The 20,747-nt window shown below is 71.5% G+C and carries 18 protein-coding genes and 1 pseudogene; 7 read left to right on the top strand and 12 right to left on the bottom strand.

Translation table 11 applies throughout. The features are described 5' to 3' along the window. From ACYVOO_RS28840 to ACYVOO_RS28815, 6 genes are all read right to left on the bottom strand, one after another. On the bottom strand, positions 1-2,791 hold a 2,791-nt coding region (locus ACYVOO_RS28840), incomplete at its 3' end, for an MMPL family transporter (protein ID WP_461018635.1). Positions 2,792-2,918: 127 nt separating this feature from the next. Further along, a complete protein-coding gene (locus tag ACYVOO_RS28835) occupies positions 2,919-3,509 on the bottom strand; it encodes a TetR/AcrR family transcriptional regulator (protein ID WP_461018634.1) in 591 nt (196 codons plus the stop codon). A gap of 221 nt (positions 3,510-3,730) precedes the next feature. Beyond that, a complete protein-coding gene (locus ACYVOO_RS28830) occupies positions 3,731-4,705 on the bottom strand; it encodes an MBL fold metallo-hydrolase (protein ID WP_461018633.1) in 975 nt (324 codons plus the stop codon). Positions 4,706-4,829: 124 nt separating this feature from the next. Continuing rightward, the gene (locus tag ACYVOO_RS28825; protein WP_461018632.1) at positions 4,830-5,639 is read right to left on the bottom strand and encodes a polysaccharide deacetylase family protein; all 810 of its coding nucleotides are present in this window, start codon (positions 5,637-5,639) and stop codon (positions 4,830-4,832) included. Between the two features lie 278 nt (positions 5,640-5,917). Continuing rightward, the gene (locus ACYVOO_RS28820; protein WP_461018631.1) at positions 5,918-7,285 is read right to left on the bottom strand and encodes an endo-1,4-beta-xylanase; all 1,368 of its coding nucleotides are present in this window, start codon (positions 7,283-7,285) and stop codon (positions 5,918-5,920) included. Between the two features lie 456 nt (positions 7,286-7,741). Beyond that, the gene (locus tag ACYVOO_RS28815) at positions 7,742-8,836 is read right to left on the bottom strand and encodes an NAD(P)/FAD-dependent oxidoreductase (protein ID WP_461018630.1); all 1,095 of its coding nucleotides are present in this window, start codon (positions 8,834-8,836) and stop codon (positions 7,742-7,744) included. Between the two features lie 169 nt (positions 8,837-9,005). On the opposite strand from ACYVOO_RS28815, the gene ACYVOO_RS28810 reads away from it, so the two are divergent. Both ACYVOO_RS28810 and ACYVOO_RS28805 read left to right on the top strand, forming a co-directional pair. After that, complete coding sequence (locus ACYVOO_RS28810) at positions 9,006-10,553, top strand: carboxylesterase/lipase family protein (RefSeq protein WP_461018629.1); 1,548 nt, start codon at positions 9,006-9,008, stop codon at positions 10,551-10,553. 357 nt (positions 10,554-10,910) lie between these two features. After that, entirely contained in the window at positions 10,911-11,504 is a 594-nt protein-coding gene (locus ACYVOO_RS28805; protein WP_461018628.1) for a helix-turn-helix transcriptional regulator, read from the top strand. On the opposite strand, the gene ACYVOO_RS28800 is transcribed toward ACYVOO_RS28805, so the two are convergent. From ACYVOO_RS28800 to ACYVOO_RS28790, 3 genes are all read right to left on the bottom strand, one after another. Then, positions 11,447-11,983, bottom strand: coding sequence for a hypothetical protein (locus ACYVOO_RS28800; protein WP_461018627.1), 537 nt, complete (start codon positions 11,981-11,983; stop codon positions 11,447-11,449). The genes ACYVOO_RS28805 and ACYVOO_RS28800 overlap by 58 nt on opposite strands. A gap of 156 nt (positions 11,984-12,139) precedes the next feature. Next, complete coding sequence (locus ACYVOO_RS28795) at positions 12,140-12,811, bottom strand: response regulator (RefSeq protein ID WP_461018626.1); 672 nt, start codon at positions 12,809-12,811, stop codon at positions 12,140-12,142. Then, positions 12,808-14,097, bottom strand: coding sequence for a sensor histidine kinase (locus tag ACYVOO_RS28790; RefSeq protein WP_461018625.1), 1,290 nt, complete (start codon positions 14,095-14,097; stop codon positions 12,808-12,810). The genes ACYVOO_RS28795 and ACYVOO_RS28790 overlap by 4 nt, the downstream gene beginning before the upstream one ends. 238 nt (positions 14,098-14,335) lie before the next feature. Between ACYVOO_RS28790 and ACYVOO_RS28785 the strand changes: the two genes are divergently transcribed. Then, positions 14,336-14,818 (top strand): DUF6223 family protein, encoded by a 483-nt coding sequence (locus tag ACYVOO_RS28785; protein WP_461018624.1) that lies wholly within the window; start codon positions 14,336-14,338, stop codon positions 14,816-14,818. Positions 14,819-14,912: 94 nt separating this feature from the next. On the opposite strand, the pseudogene ACYVOO_RS28780 reads toward ACYVOO_RS28785, so the two are convergent. Further along, a pseudogene (locus tag ACYVOO_RS28780) lies at positions 14,913-15,203 on the bottom strand (hypothetical protein); the annotation flags it as partial. Between ACYVOO_RS28780 and ACYVOO_RS28775 the strand changes: the two are divergent. From ACYVOO_RS28775 to ACYVOO_RS28760, 4 genes are all read left to right on the top strand, one after another. Next, positions 15,111-15,818: a GNAT family N-acetyltransferase gene (locus ACYVOO_RS28775; protein WP_461018623.1), complete on the top strand. Its 708-nt coding sequence runs from the start codon at positions 15,111-15,113 to the stop codon at positions 15,816-15,818. The pseudogene ACYVOO_RS28780 and the gene ACYVOO_RS28775 sit on opposite strands and share 93 nt — an antisense overlap. Positions 15,819-16,370: 552 nt before the next feature. Next, positions 16,371-17,435 (top strand): class I SAM-dependent methyltransferase, encoded by a 1,065-nt coding sequence (locus ACYVOO_RS28770; RefSeq protein ID WP_461018622.1) that lies wholly within the window; start codon positions 16,371-16,373, stop codon positions 17,433-17,435. 26 nt (positions 17,436-17,461) lie between these two features. Further along, positions 17,462-18,217: a hypothetical protein gene (locus ACYVOO_RS28765; protein ID WP_461018621.1), complete on the top strand. Its 756-nt coding sequence runs from the start codon at positions 17,462-17,464 to the stop codon at positions 18,215-18,217. Beyond that, positions 18,214-19,206, top strand: coding sequence for a DMT family transporter (locus ACYVOO_RS28760; protein WP_461018620.1), 993 nt, complete (start codon positions 18,214-18,216; stop codon positions 19,204-19,206). Before ACYVOO_RS28765 ends, ACYVOO_RS28760 begins: the two co-directional genes overlap by 4 nt. Before the next feature lie 92 nt (positions 19,207-19,298). Here the strand turns inward: ACYVOO_RS28760 and ACYVOO_RS28755 are convergent, their stop codons facing one another. After that, complete coding sequence (locus ACYVOO_RS28755) at positions 19,299-19,991, bottom strand: HAD family hydrolase (RefSeq protein WP_461018619.1); 693 nt, start codon at positions 19,989-19,991, stop codon at positions 19,299-19,301. 131 nt (positions 19,992-20,122) lie between these two features. After that, a complete protein-coding gene (locus tag ACYVOO_RS28750) occupies positions 20,123-20,713 on the bottom strand; it encodes a TetR/AcrR family transcriptional regulator (protein ID WP_461018618.1) in 591 nt (196 codons plus the stop codon). Positions 20,714-20,747 lie beyond the last annotated feature (34 nt).

Below are 20,747 nucleotides of genomic sequence, written 5' to 3'. Positions count from 1 at the left end.
TGGTGCCCGAGAGGAGGATGTCGTGGCTCAGGGGCTCCTCGCCGATGACGACGGTGGAGGCCTGGGGCTGGTGGCCGTCGGCGGCGGCGATCAGCACGTAGCTGCCCGCGCTGGGTGCGTCCAGCCCGTAGGAGCCGTCCGCGTGGGCGACCGAGCGGCCGAGCTGACGGCCGCTGAGCGAGATCAGCGTGACCGCGGCACGGGCTACGCCGACACCGTCGGCGTTCCGCACGGTCCCGCGGACCCCGTAACCGGACTGTCCGTACCGCAGTTCGCCCGGCCACGTCGGCATGGCCGCCGACGACTGGGCCCGCTGCTCAGGTGCCGTGGCGCGCCGGGCATCGGAGACGGCAGCGCCCGAAGCGGACTCGGCCACGGACGCGCCCACTCCGACGGGGACGCGCTCGCCCTCGGGCCCCGGTACGGGCACGGGCCCGCCGGAGGGCAGCGGCCCCGGGCCGCCGGAACCGGGACCGCCGGAACCGTGACCGTCAGAACCCGGGCCGCCCCCGGAGCCCGGCCCCGCGCTCTCCGGGGAGCCGCCCTCCAGGTTCTCGCGCAGGCCCTCGCCCTCCACATCGACGTTCGGCAGCGCGCGGTCCAGCCACTTGGGCAGCCACCACGCCTTCTTGCCGAGCAGCGCCAGCACCGCAGGGACGATGGCCATGCGCACGATGAACGCGTCGAAGAAGACGGCGACGGCGAGACCAAAGCCGATCATCTTGACCATGGCCTCGCTCGACCCGATGAAGCCCGCGAACACCGCGATCATGATGACGGCCGCCGCGGAGACCACCCGGGCCCCGTGCCGGAACCCGGTCACGATCGCCTGTCCCGGCCGCTCCCCGTGGACGTACGCCTCGCGCATGCGCGTGACCAGGAAGACCTCGTAGTCCATCGCGAGCCCGAAGACGACACCCACCATGAAGATCGGCATCATCGACATGACGGGCCCGGTCTCCTCGACGCCCATGACGTCGGCGAGCCAGCCCCACTGGAAGACGGCGACGACGGCGCCGAGCGCGGCGAGCACGGAGAGCAGGAAGCCGAGCGCGGCCTTGAGCGGCACCAGGATCGAGCGGAAGACGACGATCAGCAGCAGGAAGGCCAGGCCGACGACGAGCGCCAGGTAGGGCACCAGCGCGTCGTTCAGCTTCTCCGAGACGTCGATGTTCATCGCGGTGGAGCCGGTGACCAGCACCTTCGCATCGGTCTTGGTGGTGATGTCGCCGCCCGCATCGCGGATGGCGTGCACCAGGTCCTCGGTCTCCGTCGAGGACGGCTTGGAGTCGGGGACCACGCTCAGCATCGCGGTGTCGCCGGTCTTGTTGAACGTCGCCGGGGTCGCCGTGACCACGTTGTCCAGACCCTTGACCGTCCTGGCCACCTCGCTGACGGCAGCCTTCGGGTCGTCGCTGTGCTCGGCGTCGACGACGACCATCAGCGGGCCGTTGAAGCCGGGCCCGAACCCGTCGGAGAGCAGGTCGTACGCCTTGCGCTGCGTGGTGCTGGTCGGCTGCGAGCCGTCGTCGGGCAGACCGAGTTCCAGCGAGGAGGCCGGGATCGCGGCGGCGCCCAGGCCCACCACGCCGAGCAGCAGCACGGCGATGGGGCGGCGGACGACGAAGCGGGCCCAGCGGGTGCCCGCCTTCGGCTTCTCCTCGACGGCACCCGAACCGGCGCCCGTGCCAGCACCCGTACCGGCGCCGTCACCCGGACCGGCCTGCGCGGGGACGCCGCTGTGGGCACCCTTGCCGCCGCCGCGCCGCGCGCGCTTCGCGCCGATGGGCCGCACCCGCTTGCCCGCGTAGCCGAGCAGCGCGGGAATCATGGTGAGGGCGATGAGGACCGCGATCACGACGGTGCCCGCCGCCGCGATGCCCATCTTGGTCAGCATGGGGATGTTGACGACGGCGAGGCCGACCAGCGCGATCACCACCGTCAGACCCGCGAAGACCACCGCGGATCCCGCCGTGCCGACGGCCCGGCCGACCGCGTCCTCGCGCTCACGGCCCTCCGCGAGTTCCGCGCGGTAGCGGGAGACGATGAAGAGCGCGTAGTCGATGCCGACGGCGAGGCCGATCATCATCGCGAGGATCGAGGTGGTGGAGCCCAGGTCGAGCGCGTTCGCCAGCGCGGTGATCGTGGAGACGCCGATGCCGACGCCGATCAGCGCCGTGAGCAGCGGCAGCCCGGCGGCCACCAGCGAGCCGAAGGTGATGACCAGCACGATCGCGGCGACCGCGATGCCGATGACCTCCGTCGCGCCGGTCTCGGGCACCGCCTGGAGCGCGTCGCCGCCGATCTCGACGGTCAGCCCGCCCTCGCGCGCCTTCTCGGCCGTGTCCTCCAGCGCGTCGCGCGAGGAGTCCTCCAGCTCCATGCCGGAGACCTCGTACGAGACCTGCGCGTACGCCGTCGTCCCGTCGCGGCTCACGGCCTTGGACCGGAACGGATCGGCCACGGAGGCGACCTCGTCGCCGGTGCCGAGTTCCTTGACGGTCCGCTCGACGGCGGCCTTGTTCTCCGGTGAGGCGATCTTCTCGCCGTCGGGCGCCTTGAAGACGACGCGCGCGGTGGCACCGTCGGCGCTCGCCCCGGGGAAGCGGTCTTCCAGCAGGTCGAACGCCTTCTGCGCCTCGGTGCCGGGGATCGAGAAGGAGGTGGTGCCCGCAGCGGGCGCCTGTGCGGCACCCACGCCCGCGAGGGTCAGCAGGGCTATCCAGATCAGGGCGACGAAGTGCCGTCGCCGGAAGGCCGTTCGGCCGAGTTTGTAGAGGAATGTGGCCACGAGGACGTACTCCCGGTCGGGTCGTGGGGTCTTGCGGGGCAGGGGGCATCGGCCCGACGACGTGAGCGGTCGCGTCAGGTGCTGAGAGGGTTCGGTGTGGCTGGTACGGGGCTACCTGATGGACGGGTCAGACGCCGAGGGCGGGGAGTACCACGGCGTCGATGTACGAGAGGAGGAAGTCCTGCGTGGGCGGCAGTTCGTCGATCAGGGTCCGGGTGCCGATCGCGCCGACCAGCATGTGCAGGACGTAGTCCATCGCGGGGTTGTCCGCTCGGATCTCGCCCCGCTCGACGGCGCGCCGCAGCATCCGCCGCAGCTCCTCCAGCTCCGGTTCGATCAACAGCTCGCGGAAGGCACGGAGGAGGTCGGCGTTGCTGTGCACCGCCGTGGCCAGACCCCGCATCAGCGCGGAAGTCTGCTCCACCTGGCAGTCGTCCTGACACAGCGCCAGCGCGTGGAAGTCACCGCGCAGGGACCCCGTGTCGACGTCGGCGAGGCTGAGCGGCTTCTGGTACCGCAGCGCCCTGACGACCAGCTCGGCCTTGCCGCCCCACTGGCGGTAGAGGGTGGCCTTGCTTGAGCGGGTGCGGGTGGCCACGGCGTCCATGGTGAGCGCTTCGTAGCCGACCTCGCCGAGCAGGCCGAGCACGGCCTCGTACAGCTCGGCCTCGCGCTCGGGCGACATACGGCTGCGACGTGCCACTGCGGCATCGGACATGCTCATCCACTCCTGCGGCCACCCGCGCCGGTTGCTCCGACTGCTCCGGGCGCCGCGAACACTGCGAACACTGTAAACGAAACGGTTTCGTACTGCGCCGAGCCTAACCCGGTGGTTCAGCGAAACGAGACCGTTTCGTACGTGGCCTGCGTCACGTCCCCGCGATCCTGCCGCGCGCGGGGACGGACGGAGGTCGCACCACGCGGGTCACCCCGTGCGGGTCACACCGTGCAGTGCAGGGGGCCGCCGTTGAAGGCGATCATGTCGGCAAGGGGGTCCTTGAGGGGCAGGTGGACACCCCGGGGGCGGCCCTCGCACTCGGCGTAGGCGCGGTGCAGGTTGCCGACGAGGCGTTCGGGCTCCGCCAGCTCCGCGTACGGGCCCAGGTCCGCACGTCGCGCCGTCTCCAGCGGCGACCATCCGGCGGCCGTGCCGTCGGCGGCGAGGTGCTGGATCCAGCGCAGGTACTCCGCCGTACGGTCGAGCACCTCGGGCCCCTCGACCGGCCCGTGACCGCTCACGACGACCTCCGGGTCCAGCTTCTTCAGCGTGTCCAGCACCTCCAGAGAGCCCTCCACCGAGCCCATGAGGACGAAGGGTGTGCACCCGGACCAGGTGAGGTCGCCCGCGAAGAGGATCCGGTGCTCCGGGAGCCAGGCGACGACGTCACCCGTGGTGTGCGCTGTGCCGTGGTGGAGCAGTTCGGCGCGTACGGCGCCCGCGTGGAGCGTGAACGCGTCGGTGAAGGTGAGGTCGGGCAGCCTGAGCGCTATCTCGTCCCAGCCCGCCTCGGGCCATATGGCGGGCAGGTCGATGCCGTTCCTCGCCATCGCCTCCCTGGTCTCTTCGTGCGCGATGACCGTGCTGCCGGTGAAGTGCCCGGCGCCGAAGTGGTGGTCGCCATGATGGTGTGTCAGCACGACGCGGGTGACCGGGAGTTCGGTGCGGGCGCGCACCTCCGCCTCAAGACGCCGCGCGCCCGCGTAGGTGGCGGTGGCGTCGATCAGGGTGACGCCGTCCTCCCCCACCAGGACGCCCGCGTTGCTGACGCACCAGCCGCCGCGTGGCTGGAGGTAGGCGTACACGGAGCCGGGGACCAGCTCGGTCAGGTAGGGCTGGGTCGATCCCTGGGACCGCTGCTGGGGCGAGGGGGTCCGGGAGGAGGTGCGCTGGGCGGGAACGGAAAGGTTTCGCACGGTCTCTCTTCGCGGGGTGTGTGGTCGTCGACGGTGTGGCCGGGGCCGTCCGATGGTGCGAGGCGGCCCCGGCCAGGAGATCATCCGCCGCGGACCTGTGCGCAACCGGCCACCTGCCGGGAGGTCAGGGTGCCGTGACGACCGGGGTTCCGCCCGCGCCCGCGACGATCCGGCCCGGGCACAGGCCGCGCGCCGCGAGCCCGGAGAGGATCTGCGGCACGGCGTCGACGGTGGCGCGGTACCCCCCGTCGTGCATGAGGATGATCCCGCCCGCGCGCAGGGTCGCGGCGGCCGCGACGATCTGCTGCGTCGTGGCGCCGTTCCAGTCCCGGGAGTCCACGCTCCACAGGACCTCGGCCATCCCGAGCCGCGCCGCCGTGGCCTTGATCTGGGCGTTGGTCTCGCCGTAGGGCGGGCGGAAGAGGGTGGGGGTCTGGCCGGTGATGCGCTGGATGGTGCTCTGGGTGTTCGCGATCTCCTGATAGGCCGCCGACTCGCTGAGCTGCGGCAGGTGGGGGTGGGTGTAGGTGTGGTTGCCGATCCACATGCCCGCCGCGTGCACCGACCGGAGAAGGTCCGGGTACTGGTCGGCGTGCTGGCCCCAGATGAAGAAGGTGGCCTTGGCGCCGCCCGCGCGCAGCGCGTTGAGCAGGGCCGTGGTGGAGGTCTGGTGCGGGCCGTCGTCGTAGGTGAGGCCCACATATCCGTTGGGGCAGTTCGCCCACGCCCGTCCGCCGCGCTGCTCCCCCGCCGAGGCACCCGTCGAGTCGTCCGGCGATGCCCCCGTCGAGGCCGCGGGCGAGGGCGCCGCCGTGAACGCCAGGGTGGCGGCAGCGGCGACGGCGACGAGGGCGGCCCGCACCTGGCGGCGCGCACCGCGCGGGTGTCGGAGTGGCACGTGACGGCGGGCCGGGTGACGGCGTGTACGGCGCATGGGTGGTGGGTCCTTCCCGTGTGTGGGGCTGGGCGAGGTGGCCGATGTGACGAGGTGGGCGGGCCGCGAGGGGCGGCCCGTGGGGCCGGGGGTGCGGGGCGGCACGGCGACGGAGAGAGACCGCCGCCGTGCCGCCGCCAGGGAACCGCGGCTATCGGCGAGTCCGCGGCTCCCGGGTCCTCCGCCCGGTTCGGCGGGCCGTGCGGAGGACCGGTCGGAGGCCGGTCAGTGGACCGTGCGGAGGACCGGCCGGGGTCAGCGGCCGGTCGGCCGCCTGGTCAGGACGCCGTGCAGGAGGTGACGGTGGGTGTCGCCCACTCGCCGTTGGCCATGACCGTGAAGCCGAAGCTCGTCGAGGCTCCGGCCGCGACCGTCCCGTTGCCGCTCGGCTTCATCGTCATGACGCTGCCGCTGGAGTCCCAGGAGGCGGTGCCGTTCCAGGTGGTGGAGATCCGCTGCGGGGAACGGGTGGCCACGGTCACCGTCCAGTCGCTGATGGCGGCGCTGCCCGCCGTCACCGTGACCTTGCCGTTGAAGCGGTCGCCCCACCGTTCGGCCGGGGAGTATGTCGCGGTGCACGCCTTGGTGCCGCCCTCGCCGCCTCCGCCGCTCGTGCCGCCGAGCGCCGTGAGCACGGCGTTGTACGCGGGCTTCTTGTTGTAGTTGCTGTCGAACAGCAGCGGGGTGCCGCTGGCGCGCCAGGAGTACTTGTCGGTCACGCCCCACACCGTGATGCCGGTGCAGCGGGAGACGGCCAGGCACGCCTGCACGACGCGCCGGTAGTTGTCGGCCTGGGCCGTGCCGGAGCCCTCGATGTCCAGCTCGGTGATCTGCACGTCGACGCCGAGGTCGGCGAAGCGCTGGAGGTTCTGCTGGTAGTCACTGGGCACGGGCGAGTTGCTGTTGAAGTGCGACTGGAAGCCGACGCAGTCGATCGGCACACCGCGCGCCTTGAAGTCCTTCACCATGTTGTAGACCGCGTTGCTCTTCGCGTTCTGCCCGTCGGTGTTGTAGTCGTTGTAGCAGAGCTTGGCGTTCGGGTCGGCGGCGCGCGCGGTGCGGAACGCCTCCTCGATGAACCCGTTCCCCAGCTTGTCCTGGAAGGGCGAGCTGCGCCGCGCTCCCGAATTCCCGTCCTGGTACGCCTCGTTGACGACGTCCCATGAGTGGATCTTGCCCTTGTAGTGCTGCATCACGGTGGTGATGTGGTTGTTCATCGCCGAGCGCAGATCGCTCGTGCCCAGTCCGCTGACCCAGCCGGGCAACTGGGAGTGCCACACCAGCGTGTGTCCGCGGACCTTCATGCCGCGGCTCTGCGCGTGGTTGACGATCTGGTCCGCCGCGCCGAAGTTGAAGGAGTTGCGGCTGCTCTCCACCGCGTCCCACTTCATCTCATTCTCGGGCGTGACGCTGTTGAACTCGGTGTTCAGCGTGGACGCGTACTGCGACTCACCGAGGTGGTTCGCGGCGACGGCGGCACCGAAGTACCGGCCCTTCTCGGCCGCCGCCGCGCCCAGCGTGCTGGCCGCTGCGGCGGACTCGGTGGTTCCGGAGGCCTTGGTGGCTCCGGCGGCGGTGCCACTGGTGGCGGAGAGCGTAGCGAGTCCGGCTGCCGCGAGGATGCCCGCCGTGCCGACGGCGAACATCCTGCGAACGCCCGACCGCGCTCCTCCGCGTGTGTGTCCGTGTCTCTGGTCGCGTCTGCGGCCGGGAGAGGAATCGATGACCATTGGTGCCCCTTCTGCGGGGGGCCGGACGGTGGGGGGCTGCCGTCCGGCTGTGCGGGTGAGGACCGTGCACAGCGCTGCCGGGTCCGTCGCGCGACGGGGGGTGCAGGCCCGGCAGCGCCGCAGCGATTGGCGCCGATCGCTGCGGAGTATGCTGCGGCCCCGTCGCAACGTCAACACTTCTTTCCGGAAACGTTCCGGAAGGCCGAAGGGAGCCTTTGACGGGCTAAATTGGCCATCTGTGGCGCGCTGCTGCCGGTTCACTGGGGTACTGGCGGTCGAGTCTTCTCCGGTTTCCAGCTCGTCAATTCCGGTAACAGAGACGTAATTACCGGTAAGCGGAACGGCCTCGTACCCGTACCCGTCCCCGTCGCCTCACAGGCCGTGGCGCCGGTCGCCCATCGCCACCTGGCAGACGCGGGCCTCGGCCTCGGCCGGGAACAGGGCGCGCCGCGCCGCCACGGCCCGACGGGTCTCCTCGGTGACGAGATCGGCGTTGATCTGGGCCCCCGCACCGGCGCCCTGCGCCGCGGCGGCGCCCACCTGAGCCGTCAGATCCGTGACGTTGCCCGCGACCCACACACCGGGCACGTCGGTACGGCCCGTCGCGTCGGAGGGGACGTACGTGCCGACGCCACCGGGGTGTTCCACGGCCCGCAGCCCCAGCGACTCCAGGAACCCGGCGCGTGCCTCCATCCTCGGCGCGACCACCAGCGCCTCGCGCCCGATCACCGTGCCGTCGCCCATCCGCACCCCCACGAGACGGTCCCCTTCGACCTCCAGCGACGCCACCTCGCCGTCCACCACACGCACACCCCGGGCCGCCAACTGCTCGGCCTCGTCGCCCGCCGGCCGCGCCCTGGTGTGGGCGAAGAAGGTCACGTCGTCGCTCCACTGCCGGAACAGCAGCGCCTGGTGCACCGACATGGGACCGCTGCTCAGCACGCCGATGGCCTGGTCACGGACCTCGTAGCCGTGGCAGTACGGGCAGTGCAGCACCTCGTGCCCCCACCGCTCCCGCAGCCCCGGCACGTCGGGCAGCTCGTCGACCAGTCCGGCGGTCACCAGCAGCCTGCGCGCCCGTACGGTGCGGCCGTCGCTCAGCGCCACCTCGAACTCCCCGCCGGGCCGCGCCTCGGGCCCCTCGCCCTCGGCACCCCCGGACGGGGCCCCCTCGCGGGTCACCGCGGCCACCTCGCCAGAGACCACGTGGCCGCCGTAGCCCCTGACCTCGGCACGCCCGCGCTCCAGCAGCTCGGCCGGGCTCATCCCCTCCCGGGCCAGCAGCCCGTGCACCCCCTCGGCGGGGGCGTTGCGCGGGGCGCCCGCGTCGATCACCACCACGGAACGCCGTGCCCTCGCCAGCATCAGCGCCCCGTTCAGACCCGCGGCGCCACCACCGATCACCACCACGTCGTAGCCACTCTCCAGCCGATCAGTCACCTTGACCACCTCCTTGCGGACGACCATGCGCCAACGTCCCCGTAAGAGCAAACACTGTTGCCGTTCCAGCAAAGCGGAGGGGCTACGGTACGCGGCCCGGGTCACCCCGTACCGCCTGCCGCGCGGCCCTCGTACGCTGAGCGCACCGCCACCCCGAACGACCCGCGGGACCCGAAAGAGCCGAAGGAGCCGCCTCATGACAGCACCGCACGCACCCGCGCCCGGGACCGGGCGCGAGGTCCGCACCACGGCGGGCCGGGTGCGCGGACGCCAGGAGGGCGGGCTCGCCGTCTTCCGCGGCATCCCCTACGCCCAGGCGCCCACCGGCGAGGCCCTGTTCGCGCCGCCCGGCCCGGCCGCGGCGTGGGACGGCGTACGCGAGGCCCTCGCCTTCGGACCGCCCCCACCCCAGGGGACGATGCCCGGCATGCAGCCGGAGCCCCCGGTGTCCGGCGACGAGTGGCTGACCGTCAACGTGTGGACGCCCGCGCCAGGACCGGCGAGCCGCCTCCCCGTGCTGGTGTGGGTCTACGGCGGCGCCTACATGTCCGGCTCGGCCGACAACCCCGGCTACGACGCGGCCCGGCTCGCCCACGAGGGCGGCCTCGTCGTGGTCACCCTCAACTACCGGGTCGGAGTGCTGGGGTTCGCGCACGTCGAGGGCGCCCCCGCCAACCGGGGCCTGCTCGACCAGGTGGCGGCGCTGACCTGGGTACGGGAGAACATCGCGGCGTTCGGCGGCGACCCGGACCGGGTCACCGTCTTCGGCGAGTCCGCGGGCGCCGGGTCCATCGCCGCGCTGCTGGCCATGCCCCGCGCCACGGGGCTGTTCCAGCGGGCCATCACCCAGAGCGTGCCGGGCACCTACTTCTCGGCCGAGCTGGCCTCGGACATCTCCGCGGCCATCGCCGCCGAGGTCGGGCTGCGTCCCGAGGCCGCCGCGCTCTCCGGCGTCGGCCCGCACGCGCTGACCTCGGCCGGGGACGCGGTGGCGGCCCGGCTGCGGCAGTACGAGGACCGTTGGGGGCCGGTCGCGCACACGCCCACGCCCTTCTCCCCCGTCGTCGACGGCGACGTACTGGCCGCCACGCCCTGGCAAGCCCTCGCCGGTGGCGCGGCACGCGACATCGAGCTGATCACCGGTCACAACCGCGACGAGTACCGCCTGTTCCTCGCCCTCGACGGGCGCCTCGGCACCGTCACGGAGGAGCAGGCGGAGACGGCGCTGCGCGTCTTCGCCCCTGGTCCGGACGGTGCGCGTGCCTTCCGGGCCGCGTATCCGGAGCTCTCGGCGGAGGCGCTGTGCGAGCGGGTCCAGTCGGACTGGCTGTTCCGCATGCCGTCGCTGCGGCTGGCCGAGGCCCAGACGGCGGGCGGCGGACGCGCGCACGTCTACGAACTGACCTGGCCGGCGCCCGCCGACGGCGGCGTACTGGGCGCGTGCCACGCCCTGGACATACCCCTGACCTTCGGCAACCTGGAGGCGGGGCTCGCGCCCCTGTTCCTCGGGCCGGAGCCCGGGCCCGGGGTTTCGGCGGAGGCCGAGGCGCTGTCGGCGCGGTTCCGCGCGGCGTGGACCGCCTTCGCCTTCTCCGGCGACCCCGGCTGGCCCGCGTACACCGAGGAGAAGCGCCTCGTGCGGATCCTCGACGCCGAACCGGAGATCGTCGCCTACCCGGAGGAGACCTCCCGCCGCCTGTGGCGCGACCACCCCTTCGCGGCCCTGCCCCTGCTGGGTACGTGACCGCCGCCCCGGCACCGGACACGGGGCCGCCGGTTCCGGCGGCGCGCGGCCCGGCGTCTCATGTCCGACGGCGCACGCTGGCGGCCGGGGCCCCTCACTAGGGGGTTGAGGGACCCCCGGCCACGACCCCGCGGGGCCGTACACCCCCTTCGACGGCGCGCCGCGCGGAAAGGTTCACCAAGTCCGGAGACTTTTCCCCCACCGCGCCGTCCGCCACGCCGTCCGCCGCTCCATGAGAAGAACATTCACCGTTGTTTCCCTGGTGCGTACGGCCCGCGCAACAACGTCCCGCCGCGCAAGACTCGTCGCAGATGAGGCCGCCAGAGCCGTCGGGACAGCGCAGGTACGGGGGGATTCATGGACGTGGTCAGCAGCGCCGGTGTTCCCGCGGAACCTCGGTTCGTCCTGCGGCGCGGGGAGGGCGCGAAGCGCCCGGTGCCCGACGGCGTGCCCCTCGGGGCACGGGGCGGCCCGTACAGCCGGTGCGGCGCGGAACAGGACGCAGGGGACCTGGTTCTGGTGGAGGCCACGCCTCCCCGCCAGGCCAGGACCGCGCCGCACCACCCTCACCACCCTCCCGCGAGCGAGGCACTGCTCCCGTACGTCCCGCGCACGCTGCTGGCGCAGATCCGCGCCTACATCGCGGGCCGCCTGGGCGACGCGGAGCTGACCCCTGAGGTGATCGCCTCGGCGCACCACATCTCCCTGCGCTATCTGCACAAGCTGTTCCAGCAGGACGGGCACACCGTGGCGGGCTGGATACGCGAACGCCGCCTGGAGCAGTGCCGTCGCGATCTCGCCAACCCCCAGTTGACCACCCGGCCCATCCACGTCATCGCGGCCCGGTGGGGGTTCACCAACGCCGCCCACTTCAGCCAGGTCTTCCGCGGCGCCTACGGCCTCTCCCCGCGCCAGTTCCGCCAGCACTGCGCGGCGATGCGCGCGGCCTGAGAACCCGTACGCTCCGCTCGGGCCACCAGCAGCGCGGAGACGGCGAGCCACGCCGCGGCGGCGTACATGCCCGTGGGGAAGACGACGCACCACAGTGCCGGTGCGTAGACCAGCGGGACGCGACGGCGAAGGCGCCGCCACACGCCCGCCGCCAGCAGCACCGGGACCAGGAGCGTGGCCCACATCCAGGCGCCCAGCAGCACGGTGTCCAGGTCGACGGAGCCCACCCGCGTGGGCAGTTGGCGCCCCGCGAGGAGGGTGATGGCCGCGTAGCCTTCGTAGCGCCACTGGCCCGTGTGCAGGTACCAGTACGGTGTGCCCGCCATCTGCCGCGAGGGACGCACCCGGTCGGCCGCCGTGGCGAGTCGCTGCCATCCGGCGAAGGGGCGCACCTTCTCCTGGCCGACATAGTGTGCCCAGCCGCCGCCGTTGACGCCCTGGAATGTGCCGCTGGCGCGCCCTGGGAAACCCGGGGTCACGTCGCCACTGGCCAGGCCCATTTCGAGACAACCGACCGCCAGGCCGGAATTTTATCGGTCCCGCAGGAATGCGCGGTCACCCTTATGGCGCCACGGGCCCGCGCGGAAATACCCGTTCCTGGCGAGAAAACACCGATGGCGCAGGGCAAGAACGCGTCAGCGGTCGCGGTCGCCCGGGACCACCAGGCCGGACTCGTAGGCGAGGACCACGAGTTGTGCGCGGTCGCGGGCGTGGAGCTTGGCCATGGCCCGGTTCACATGCGTCTTCGCGGTCATCGGGCTGATCACCATGTGGTCGGCGATCCCGTCGTTGGACAGCCCCCGCGCGACCAGCGCGACGGCCTCGCGTTCGCGGTGGGTCAGCGCTTCCAGCGCCGTGTCCGCGTCGGCCGGACGGAGCGGCTGGGCGACATACCGGCTGATGAGCTTGCGGGTGATGGCGGGGGCGAGCAGCGCGTCGCCGCGCGCGACGACACGTACCGCGTGCACGAAGTCGTCCGGCACGATGTCCTTGACGAGGAACCCGGCGGCTCCGGCACGTAGCGCGTCGAAGACGTACGCGTCCAGCCCGTAGTTGGTCAGGATGACGACGTGCACCCCGGCCAGGTCCGGATCGGCGGCGATGTGCCGGGTCGCCTCGATGCCGTCCATGACGGGCATCTGGATGTCGACGAGCGCCACGTCGGGCAGATACTCCCTGGCCAGCGCCACACCCTCCTTGCCGTCACCGGCCTCGGCCACCACCTCGATGTCGTCCTCCAGTCCGAGGAGCGCGCGGAACCCGCTGCGGATGAGTGGCTGGTCGTCGACCAGCAGGACACGGATCATCGCGTCCGGTCCACGGGAGGTTCGGCGGCCTGGCGAGGACTTTCGGACAGGAGAGGTGGCTCGCCCCGGAGGGGACGTCCGGTCCGGCGAGGCGGTCCGTCCCGGAGAGGACGTCCGGTCCGGCGAGGCGGTCCGGGCAGGAGAGGGGAGCCGGTTCGGAGGGGGAGTTCGGCCCGGACCGTGAAGCCGCCCTCGTCGCGTGGTTCCGCGCGCAGCCGCCCGCCGAGCGCCGCGACACGTTCGCGCATGCCGAGCAGCCCGACGCCGGGCACGGGCACACCCTCCCGCGTCGCCTCGCCGTCGTCGTCGACGCGTACCACGAGCGCGTCCTGACGGCGGTCGATGCACACCGACGCCGACGGGACACCCGCGTGCCGGGCGACGTTGGTGAGCGACTCCTGGACGAGCCGGTAGACGGTCCTGCCCACCGCGGCGGGCACGTCGTCCCCGCCGCCCTCCCAGGGTGTGACCGTCAGCGTCACGTCCAGGCCGAACGCGCGGGCCCTTTCCGCCAGTTCGGGTACGTCGTCGAGCCCACGGGGCGGGGCCGTGCCGTCGTCGCGCAGCGCCTCCAGCGTCGCCCGCAGCTCCCGCGTCGCCTCACGTCCGGCCTCCTGGATCGCCAGCAGGCTCTCGGGCACCGGCTCACCACGCCTGCGGGCCGTGTGCACGGCGACTTCGGCCTGCAACTTGATGACCGAGATCTGGTGGGTGAGCGTGTCGTGCAACTCCCGCGCGATGTGCAGCCGTTCCTCGTCCGCGCGGCGCCGCGCGGTCTCCTCCCGTGTGCGCTCGGCCTCGTCAGCGCGCCGCTCGGCCTGCCGCAGCGCCTCGCCCGCGGCACCGGCCGCGACCAGCCAGGCCAGCTCAAGGGCGCCCCTGGCCTGCGCGAACGCCGCGCCCGTGTCGTGCGCGCCCGAGGCCAGGGCCGCGAGGGGCAGAGTCACCAGCACGGCCACACTCGCCACCACCGTGGCGGTGCGGTGTCCCGCCCGTACGGCCGCGTACACCGCGAACAGATACGCGACGGCGGGCACGTCGAACCCGACGGCCTGATGACCCACCGCGCACAGCCCGGTGACGGCCAGGACGGGAACGGGGGCCCGACGGCGCACGGCCAGTGCCAGGCCCCCGGCCGCCAGCAGCGCGTAGCCCAGCAGGCCGAGGCCCGTGGCCGGGCGCTGCGCGCTCAGCCCGGTGACCAGGAGCGCCGCCGCGACACCGAGGGCGATCGCCCAGTCGGCGAGCCCGATCCGTCCCCGTCCCCATCCCCGACCCCTGGCCATGCGCGCACCCTAGCCCGACGGCCGCGCGGGCGAGTCACGCGCGCGGACGACCGCCCGCTACCGCGACCGCGGTACGTCCACGGCTCCTGCGGTGTCCGCGGCAGCCGGATGCGGTGCCTGCGGCAGTGCGAAGTGTCCGCGTCCGGCGGACGACCGGGGGCGCGGCCGACGGTCATGATGCACGCGCCATCCCGTCGCGGGACCGGTCACCGGAGCCGCGGAAGAAGAAGGAGCCTTCATGCCAGCACGGTTCGGACTCGAACTCGGACTCGGTCCCACCGCACCGATGGACATGTACGCCTCGGTCCAGCCGGTCGCCGCCGACGCCTACGCCATGAGCGCCGGACGGGCAGGAGCCGTCGTGGCCGCGCTCATGGCGCTGACCGCGGTGCTGATCGGCGGCCTGACGCTGGCCCATCGCACCGCGCGCGTCGGCATCAGGTCCGAGCGGGCGGGGGCCGATGCGGCGCTGGCTGCGGGGCTGCTCGGTGCGGCCCTCGGTGCGCTGGTCGTGGCCACCGCAGACGGCGGCCTCGGCACCGGCAACGGGCTGGGCGGGGGCATCGTGGCGCTGGTGCTGGGGCTGCTCGGCACAGGGCTGGGCGGGCTGGCCCGCGCCCGACACACGCGCGGCGCCGGTCACACTCGCGGTGCGGGTCACACTCGCGGTGCGGGTCACACCGGCCGCTCGGCCGGCCGGGCGCGTACGCCCGGCCCCTGAACGACAACCCCCGGCCTCCGGCCCTTCGTTCAGACCGCGATGCGGCCCGCTGCCAGGTCGAGGGCGAGGGGGAGGCGGCGGCCATATCCTCCTGGCCGTCGGCCATCCCCCGCCGTCCGGCCTCGACGAGGATCGCGCGGGTGTCCGGCCCGTACCGTCGCGCCGCACCCGGTCGCCCCGCCGCGGGCGGTCCACCCGGCCGATGAGAGAGTGCCGGAGGCAACGGATACGGGTGCGGACGCACACACACGCACACGCACACACAGACGCGGGACAGAAAAGGCACAGCCCGGTGACAGGTCACAGCGACACGGCCGTACTCGACGACCCGGTGGGTGAGTCGCTCCGCGGCAGTCACGCGCACCTCGCGCGCGGCCTGGGCCATGCGGTCACCTATTCCCGGCCGTTCGCGACCTTCTCCGCCGTGTCCCCCACCGCGGACGCGGCGGAATGGGCCGACCTCGCCGAGCTCCTCGGCCACGGCAGGGTCGCCGACATGTTCTCGTGCCCGGTGCTGCCGCCACCGGAGTGGGAGGAGGTCTTCACCCTTGAAGGCCGCCAGATGGTCTGGCCCGACGGCGCTCGGCCCGACCACCCCCGTACCGCACCCGGCTCCGACGTGGTCGAACTGGGCCCGGAGGACGTGCCCGAGATGCTGGAACTCGTCGAGCGGACCCAGCCGGGGCCGTTCCGGCCGCGCACGCACGAACTCGGCACCTACCTCGGCATCCGCGAGAAGGACACCCTGGTGGCGATGGCGGGTGAACGGCTCCGGCCTCCGGGGTGGACCGAGATCAGCGCCGTCTGCACCGCGCCCGAGGCACGTGGCCGTGGCCACGCCGCACGCCTGGTGTGTGCCCTCGCCGCGCGCGTCCTGGACCGTCGCGAACGGCCCTTCCTGCACGTGGCCGAGGCGAACACCGGCGCGCTCGCACTCTACGAGCGGCTCGGCTTCCGGACCCGCGCACAGGTGACCTTCCGCGGGTTCCGCATCCCGTGACGGCCGCTGGCCGAGATCCAGCTTGACGGTCTCCCCCGGCATCACGGACGGTACGTACGTGGTCACGGGAAACGTCTTCCCGCCCGTCAGCGGCCGGACCGCGCCGTGCCGGGAGCGTCGCACCCGCAGAAGTGCGCACGGGCCACATGAGTCTCTTCGCACGACAAAAAAACCGGTCGGCATGGTTTTCCATAGAGGGCGATTCCGGACCTACGGGTCATTGAGGATTTGGGGCCGCCTCTTCACAAAATGGCCAACGAGTCACCCCGCAGGCGCACCCGAAACAGACCGTCCGCCATCGCTGAACAGTCACCGTTCAGAAATGGCCATCCGCGGGGGCGCGTGACCGGAATCCATCGCATGCACGGCACACCGTCCCGGCCGAGCGGCCGATGGTTCGACCAGTGATTTCACGCCGCCGCAACAATTTCCGGCGCGCGCTTCGTTACCGGCCAGGTTCTTTACCGCCACAAGGAGAATGGCTCATTCCGGTCTTGGTCTACACCACTCAACGTTGAACGCATTCATGTGCGCCTTTATGTTCGAAAGAACGTGATCGGCGAACAGAATGGATTCGGCGTGACACTTTCTGTGAATGAGGCGACAACAAATGCCTATGCCGCCGGCGTCAGTCACTACGCGTCACCCGGGCGGCGCGACAGCGTGAAGCAGAAATGGGAGGAGCCGGTCACGCACGAAATCATCGCGACGGCCACAGGGCCCGTTCCCGAGGATTCTCCATTACGGGTCGTGGACATCGGCTGTGGAGGCGGTGACGGGCTGCGGCTCTTCACCGAGGCGCTCCCGGAGGCGGAACTCGACTACCACGGGATCGACATCGACGAGGCGTTGCTCGCGCTGGGCCGCGATTCGACCCCTGAAGGGGTGCGTGCACTCTTCAGCCGGGGCGACATGCTGTACGACATCCCGGATCACCCGGCCGACGTCTATTTCTCGTGCGGCGTCCCCTACTCCCATCTGACCGAGGAAGAACTCGGTCACGTCCTGCGGCAGATCTTCGGGAAGATCCGCAGCAACCGCACATCCTCCACCGTTGTGGTGGACGTCCTGGGGCGCTACTCCATCGAATGGTGGACCAAGTGGCAGGAGAGCCGCTGGGACTACCGCATGAGCTTCTTCCACAACGGAGAGGAATCCGTTCCGACTCCCATGTCCTTCTGGGACTCGCAGTCGCTCATCGGCTGTATCGGACGGGCCTCACGCGACTCCTCCACCACCGTGAACACGGTGAGTTTCCACGACCGGTCGATCATGACGGGCCGGCACACCACCACGGGAGAGTTCAACCCCGGACTCGCGCCGTACAGGACCCTCGTCAACCACCTTGAGGACGAGGGTGACGATGTCCGCGCCCACGACCTGCTGTTCCCCCACGAGACCCCGCTGGCACCGTCCGCCATCACCGCCTTCCACGAGACCTTCCGCCAGAAATGGAATGAGGTGGTCGAAAAGTACAGCAAGGGCTCCGTGTTCGTTCCCAGGGACCGGATGAAGAACCTTGCGAAGAGCCTCCGGGAAACAGAGAGGCGTTATTCTCCCGGGCTCGGTGTGGGACACTCCCTCACTGCGGTGATCACCGTCGACCAACACCCGTAAGAGACAGGCACGTAAGGGAGAGAAACATGCGGGTCGAGTTCGAAATGGACCGAACAACCCTGCTGGGCAAGGACGAGAGCTGGAAGGTGGGGAATCTGGGCGTCATGCAGCTCGCCCACGACTACCCGCTCGACCTCCTTGCCGAGATCAAGCGGAAGGCCCATATCTTAAAGGAGGAGCAGAGCGCGAACATGCACCTCAATCTGCGCTTCATCCGCGACGCGCAGAAGTACATCCCCGAAATCGGCGAACTGGTGCACTGGCCCGGCCGGATCGAGCAGCTCAGCGAACTCGCGGGCGAGCCCCTGGAGCCCTATCCCTTCTCGGTGATCAACACGGCCGTGACCTTCATGGGGCCCGACGACGGAACCGTCGACTGGCACGGCGACGGCCCGCCGATCACCGAACTCGTCGCCCTTGAGACGGAGGACGTCGAAGGAGGCCGCCTGGAGCTTTTCCAGGGCGACTACGAGGCGACGATCGCGGCGGTCAACGCGGGAGAGGAACTGCCCGAGGACCGCATGGTCCACATCGAGCACAAGGTGGGAAGCTGCGTCTTCGGCCAGCTCATGAGCGTTCCGCACCGCACCGAGCCCATGACCAACGGCTCACGTACGACGCTGACGATGAACCTGCGTTCGCAGCGGCGGCCCTTCATCGACAACAATCCGATGTACTACCTGGCCGCAGACAACCCGGACTTCGCCTGGGTCGAGGAATACATCGACGATGTACGAAACAGGCAGCTTCCCACATATCTGGAGTACCGCGCCGCGAAATGACATATTCCAAACAGAGTAGGATCAGCACACCTCCCGGCCCCCTTCCCACCGCGCCGGTCGTTCCGGAGAAGGCAACCGCACGCAAGTCGCGATTCCTCACCGCGGTCGCCTTCGCCTTCGGCGGCATCGGCTTCTGGAGCACGAACGCCCTCGCGGGCTCCACCGCCCTCAAGGAACTGGACCTGGGGGTTGTGCTGACCCTTCAGTTCGCTTCCGCGACTCTCGCGCTCGCCGTCATCGTGGCGGCGCAGGAGTCGCGGAGGCGGGCGCGGCCGGTGCGGCAGGGGCCACCGCTCACCCGGAGCGACTACCTGCGCAGTGGCCTGGTCGGACTGATCGGTTTCTGCGGTACGCAGACCACCCAGTACGTCGGGTTCGCCTACGCGCCGATCGTCGAGTCCAACATCATCGCCTACGCCTGGCCCATGTTCGCCGCCATCTGGCTCGCCGTCACCGCCTGGAGCCGACGTACCTTCGTCGGCTTCCTCTTCTCCCTCCTGGGGTTCCTCGGCGTCGCCATCATGACCGTGGCGCAGAACTCCGGCTCCGGCGGCGGCAGTCCGCTCGGCTATGTGGCCGCGCTGGTGTCCGCGCTGTGCATGGCCTACTACACCCTGGCCTCGGGCGCCGCCCGCGCCCCGGCCACGTACGGCATGCTCATGGGCGGGGTGGTCGGCACCCTGCTCGCACTCGTCATCGCGTTCTCCACCACGACGGACTGGGACCCGAGCCTGGCCTGGCTGGCCATGTGCTACGTGGGCATCGGGCCCTGCGCGGCGGGCTTCCTGCTGTGGAGCGCGGGCATGGCACGCAGCGACGGCCGGCTCGCGCCCCTGGGCTACGCCACACCCGTGCTGTCCACCTGCGTCCTGCTCCTCTCGGGCCGCACGTTCGGGGACGCCTCGGCAGCCGTCGGCGCGTTCCTGGTGCTCCTGTGCACGGTGGGTGTCCTCGTGAACGACCGCCTCTCCGGGGAACAGCGGCTCTGAGCCGGACGACGACGTCGGGGCGCGGGCCGTACGCGTACGTACCGCGCTCCGCGCCCCGACGTTCCGACGGACAGTCAGACGGCCAGACAATCTCAACCGGAGGCGTGCAGCAGGCCGTCCACGGCGGCGCGCACGGCGCCGGGGTCGATGCCCGTGCCTGCTTCGTGCTGCGGAAAGACGGTGCTGCCGCCCCACTCCCCCGGATCGGTGTAGTCGCCTGCCGCCGGTACGGCGACGCACCCCATACGAGCGGCCCGCGCGGCGCGGACCCCGGCGACCGAGTCCTCGATGACGACCGTACGCGCGGCGGCGACGCCCAACTGCCGTGCGGTGCGCAGGAAGACGGCCGGGTCGGGCTTCCCCGCCGGCACCTCTTCCGCCGAGACCACGACGCGGAAGAACTCCCCCAGCCCCACGGCGGCCAGCACCGTCTCGATCGTGTCCCTGGAGGAACCGGAGGCCACCCCGAGCCGGTGCCCGTCGGCGTGCAGCCCCTGGATCAGTTCCCGCATGCCAGGGACCGGAGAGGGCTCGGCGGTGGCCAGTGCCAGATAGGAGGCGTTGACCTCTTCGAGGAGGGTGTCCGTGTCCTCGCGCAGCCCGTAGCGCCCGCGCAGGGAGTCGAGCATGTCCCGCATGCCGATTCCGGTGTACTGGCCGTGCGTGGCACGGTCGAATCCCCGCGCGCCGTGCCGGTGCAGCACTTCCCGCTCGGCCTCGAAGTAGTTGCTTCCGCTATCGACGATGGTGCCGTCCAGATCGAATATCACGGCCCTGTCCGTCATGTGCTTCCTCTCGCTCAGCAGACGCGGTGAGGGGGTGTCTTCACAGTCCCGCCCGGGAACACGCGGCGACGCGTCGGCCCGGAGGGGTGCCGATCCGGACAGCAGGCACGCGGCGACGCGTCGGCCGACGGTCAACGCGGTCCCGTCGTACCCGTCGCGCCCGCGCGCAGCCCGTCCATGACGAGGTCCAGGAGCCGGGTGAGGCGCGGTTCGCGGTCCTCCTGGCAGGCGATCTGCCAGAGGCCCGCGATGGCGAGGAAGAAGTCGTCGGCGGTCACACCGGGGCGGATCGTGCCCGCCTCCTCGCCCGCCCTGAGCAGCGACTCGGCCGCGGCCATCACGGGTGCGTACGCGGGCTTCTCCGGCGCGCCGGGCCCTGCGGTCGCCCGGCGGATCGTGTCCGCGAGCCCGGTCTTCGTCATGGCGAACTGGGCCAGCCGGTCCATCCACTCGCGCAGCGCCTGGTCCGGCTCCCGCTTCCTGAGCAACTGCCCCGCGGTCTCGGCCACCCGCTGCACCTCGTAGCGGTAGACCTCCAGGACGAGGGCCTCGCGGTCGGGGAAGTGGCGGTAGAGCGTGCCCTGGCCGACGCACGCCTTCCTGGCGATGGTGCTGAGCGGCACGTCGTGCGCGCGCGTCAGCTCGGCCACCGCCACCTTCAGGATGCGTTCGCGGTTCCGCTGGGCGTCCTGGCGCTGAGGCGCGTCTTTCTTGTGCTGCACCCGTCCTCCTCACCGGAGTTGGCCGGACCTCGCT

This window comes from Streptomyces daliensis (assembly GCF_054782395.1).
Note: the sequence above shows the minus strand (reverse complement) of the source record. Positions and strands in the feature narration are given on the sequence as shown.

Excerpts from the sequence above, each read along its gene's own strand:
- ACYVOO_RS28835 (WP_461018634.1), bottom strand. The coding sequence starts at position 3,509 with ATGTCCGATGCCGCAGTGGCACGTCGCAGCCGTATGTCGCCCGAGCGC.
- ACYVOO_RS28825 (WP_461018632.1), bottom strand. The coding sequence starts at position 5,639 with ATGCGCCGTACACGCCGTCACCCGGCCCGCCGTCACGTGCCACTCCGA.
- ACYVOO_RS28820 (WP_461018631.1), bottom strand. The coding sequence starts at position 7,285 with ATGTTCGCCGTCGGCACGGCGGGCATCCTCGCGGCAGCCGGACTCGCT.
- ACYVOO_RS28815 (WP_461018630.1), bottom strand. The coding sequence starts at position 8,836 with ATGGTCGTCCGCAAGGAGGTGGTCAAGGTGACTGATCGGCTGGAGAGT.
- ACYVOO_RS28810 (WP_461018629.1), top strand. The coding sequence starts at position 9,006 with ATGACAGCACCGCACGCACCCGCGCCCGGGACCGGGCGCGAGGTCCGC.
- ACYVOO_RS28805 (WP_461018628.1), top strand. The coding sequence starts at position 10,911 with ATGGACGTGGTCAGCAGCGCCGGTGTTCCCGCGGAACCTCGGTTCGTC.
- ACYVOO_RS28795 (WP_461018626.1), bottom strand. The coding sequence starts at position 12,811 with ATGATCCGTGTCCTGCTGGTCGACGACCAGCCACTCATCCGCAGCGGG.
- ACYVOO_RS28790 (WP_461018625.1), bottom strand. The coding sequence starts at position 14,097 with ATGGCCAGGGGTCGGGGATGGGGACGGGGACGGATCGGGCTCGCCGAC.
- ACYVOO_RS28785 (WP_461018624.1), top strand. The coding sequence starts at position 14,336 with ATGCCAGCACGGTTCGGACTCGAACTCGGACTCGGTCCCACCGCACCG.
- ACYVOO_RS28765 (WP_461018621.1), top strand. The coding sequence starts at position 17,462 with ATGCGGGTCGAGTTCGAAATGGACCGAACAACCCTGCTGGGCAAGGAC.
- ACYVOO_RS28760 (WP_461018620.1), top strand. The coding sequence starts at position 18,214 with ATGACATATTCCAAACAGAGTAGGATCAGCACACCTCCCGGCCCCCTT.
- ACYVOO_RS28755 (WP_461018619.1), bottom strand. The coding sequence starts at position 19,991 with ATGACGGACAGGGCCGTGATATTCGATCTGGACGGCACCATCGTCGAT.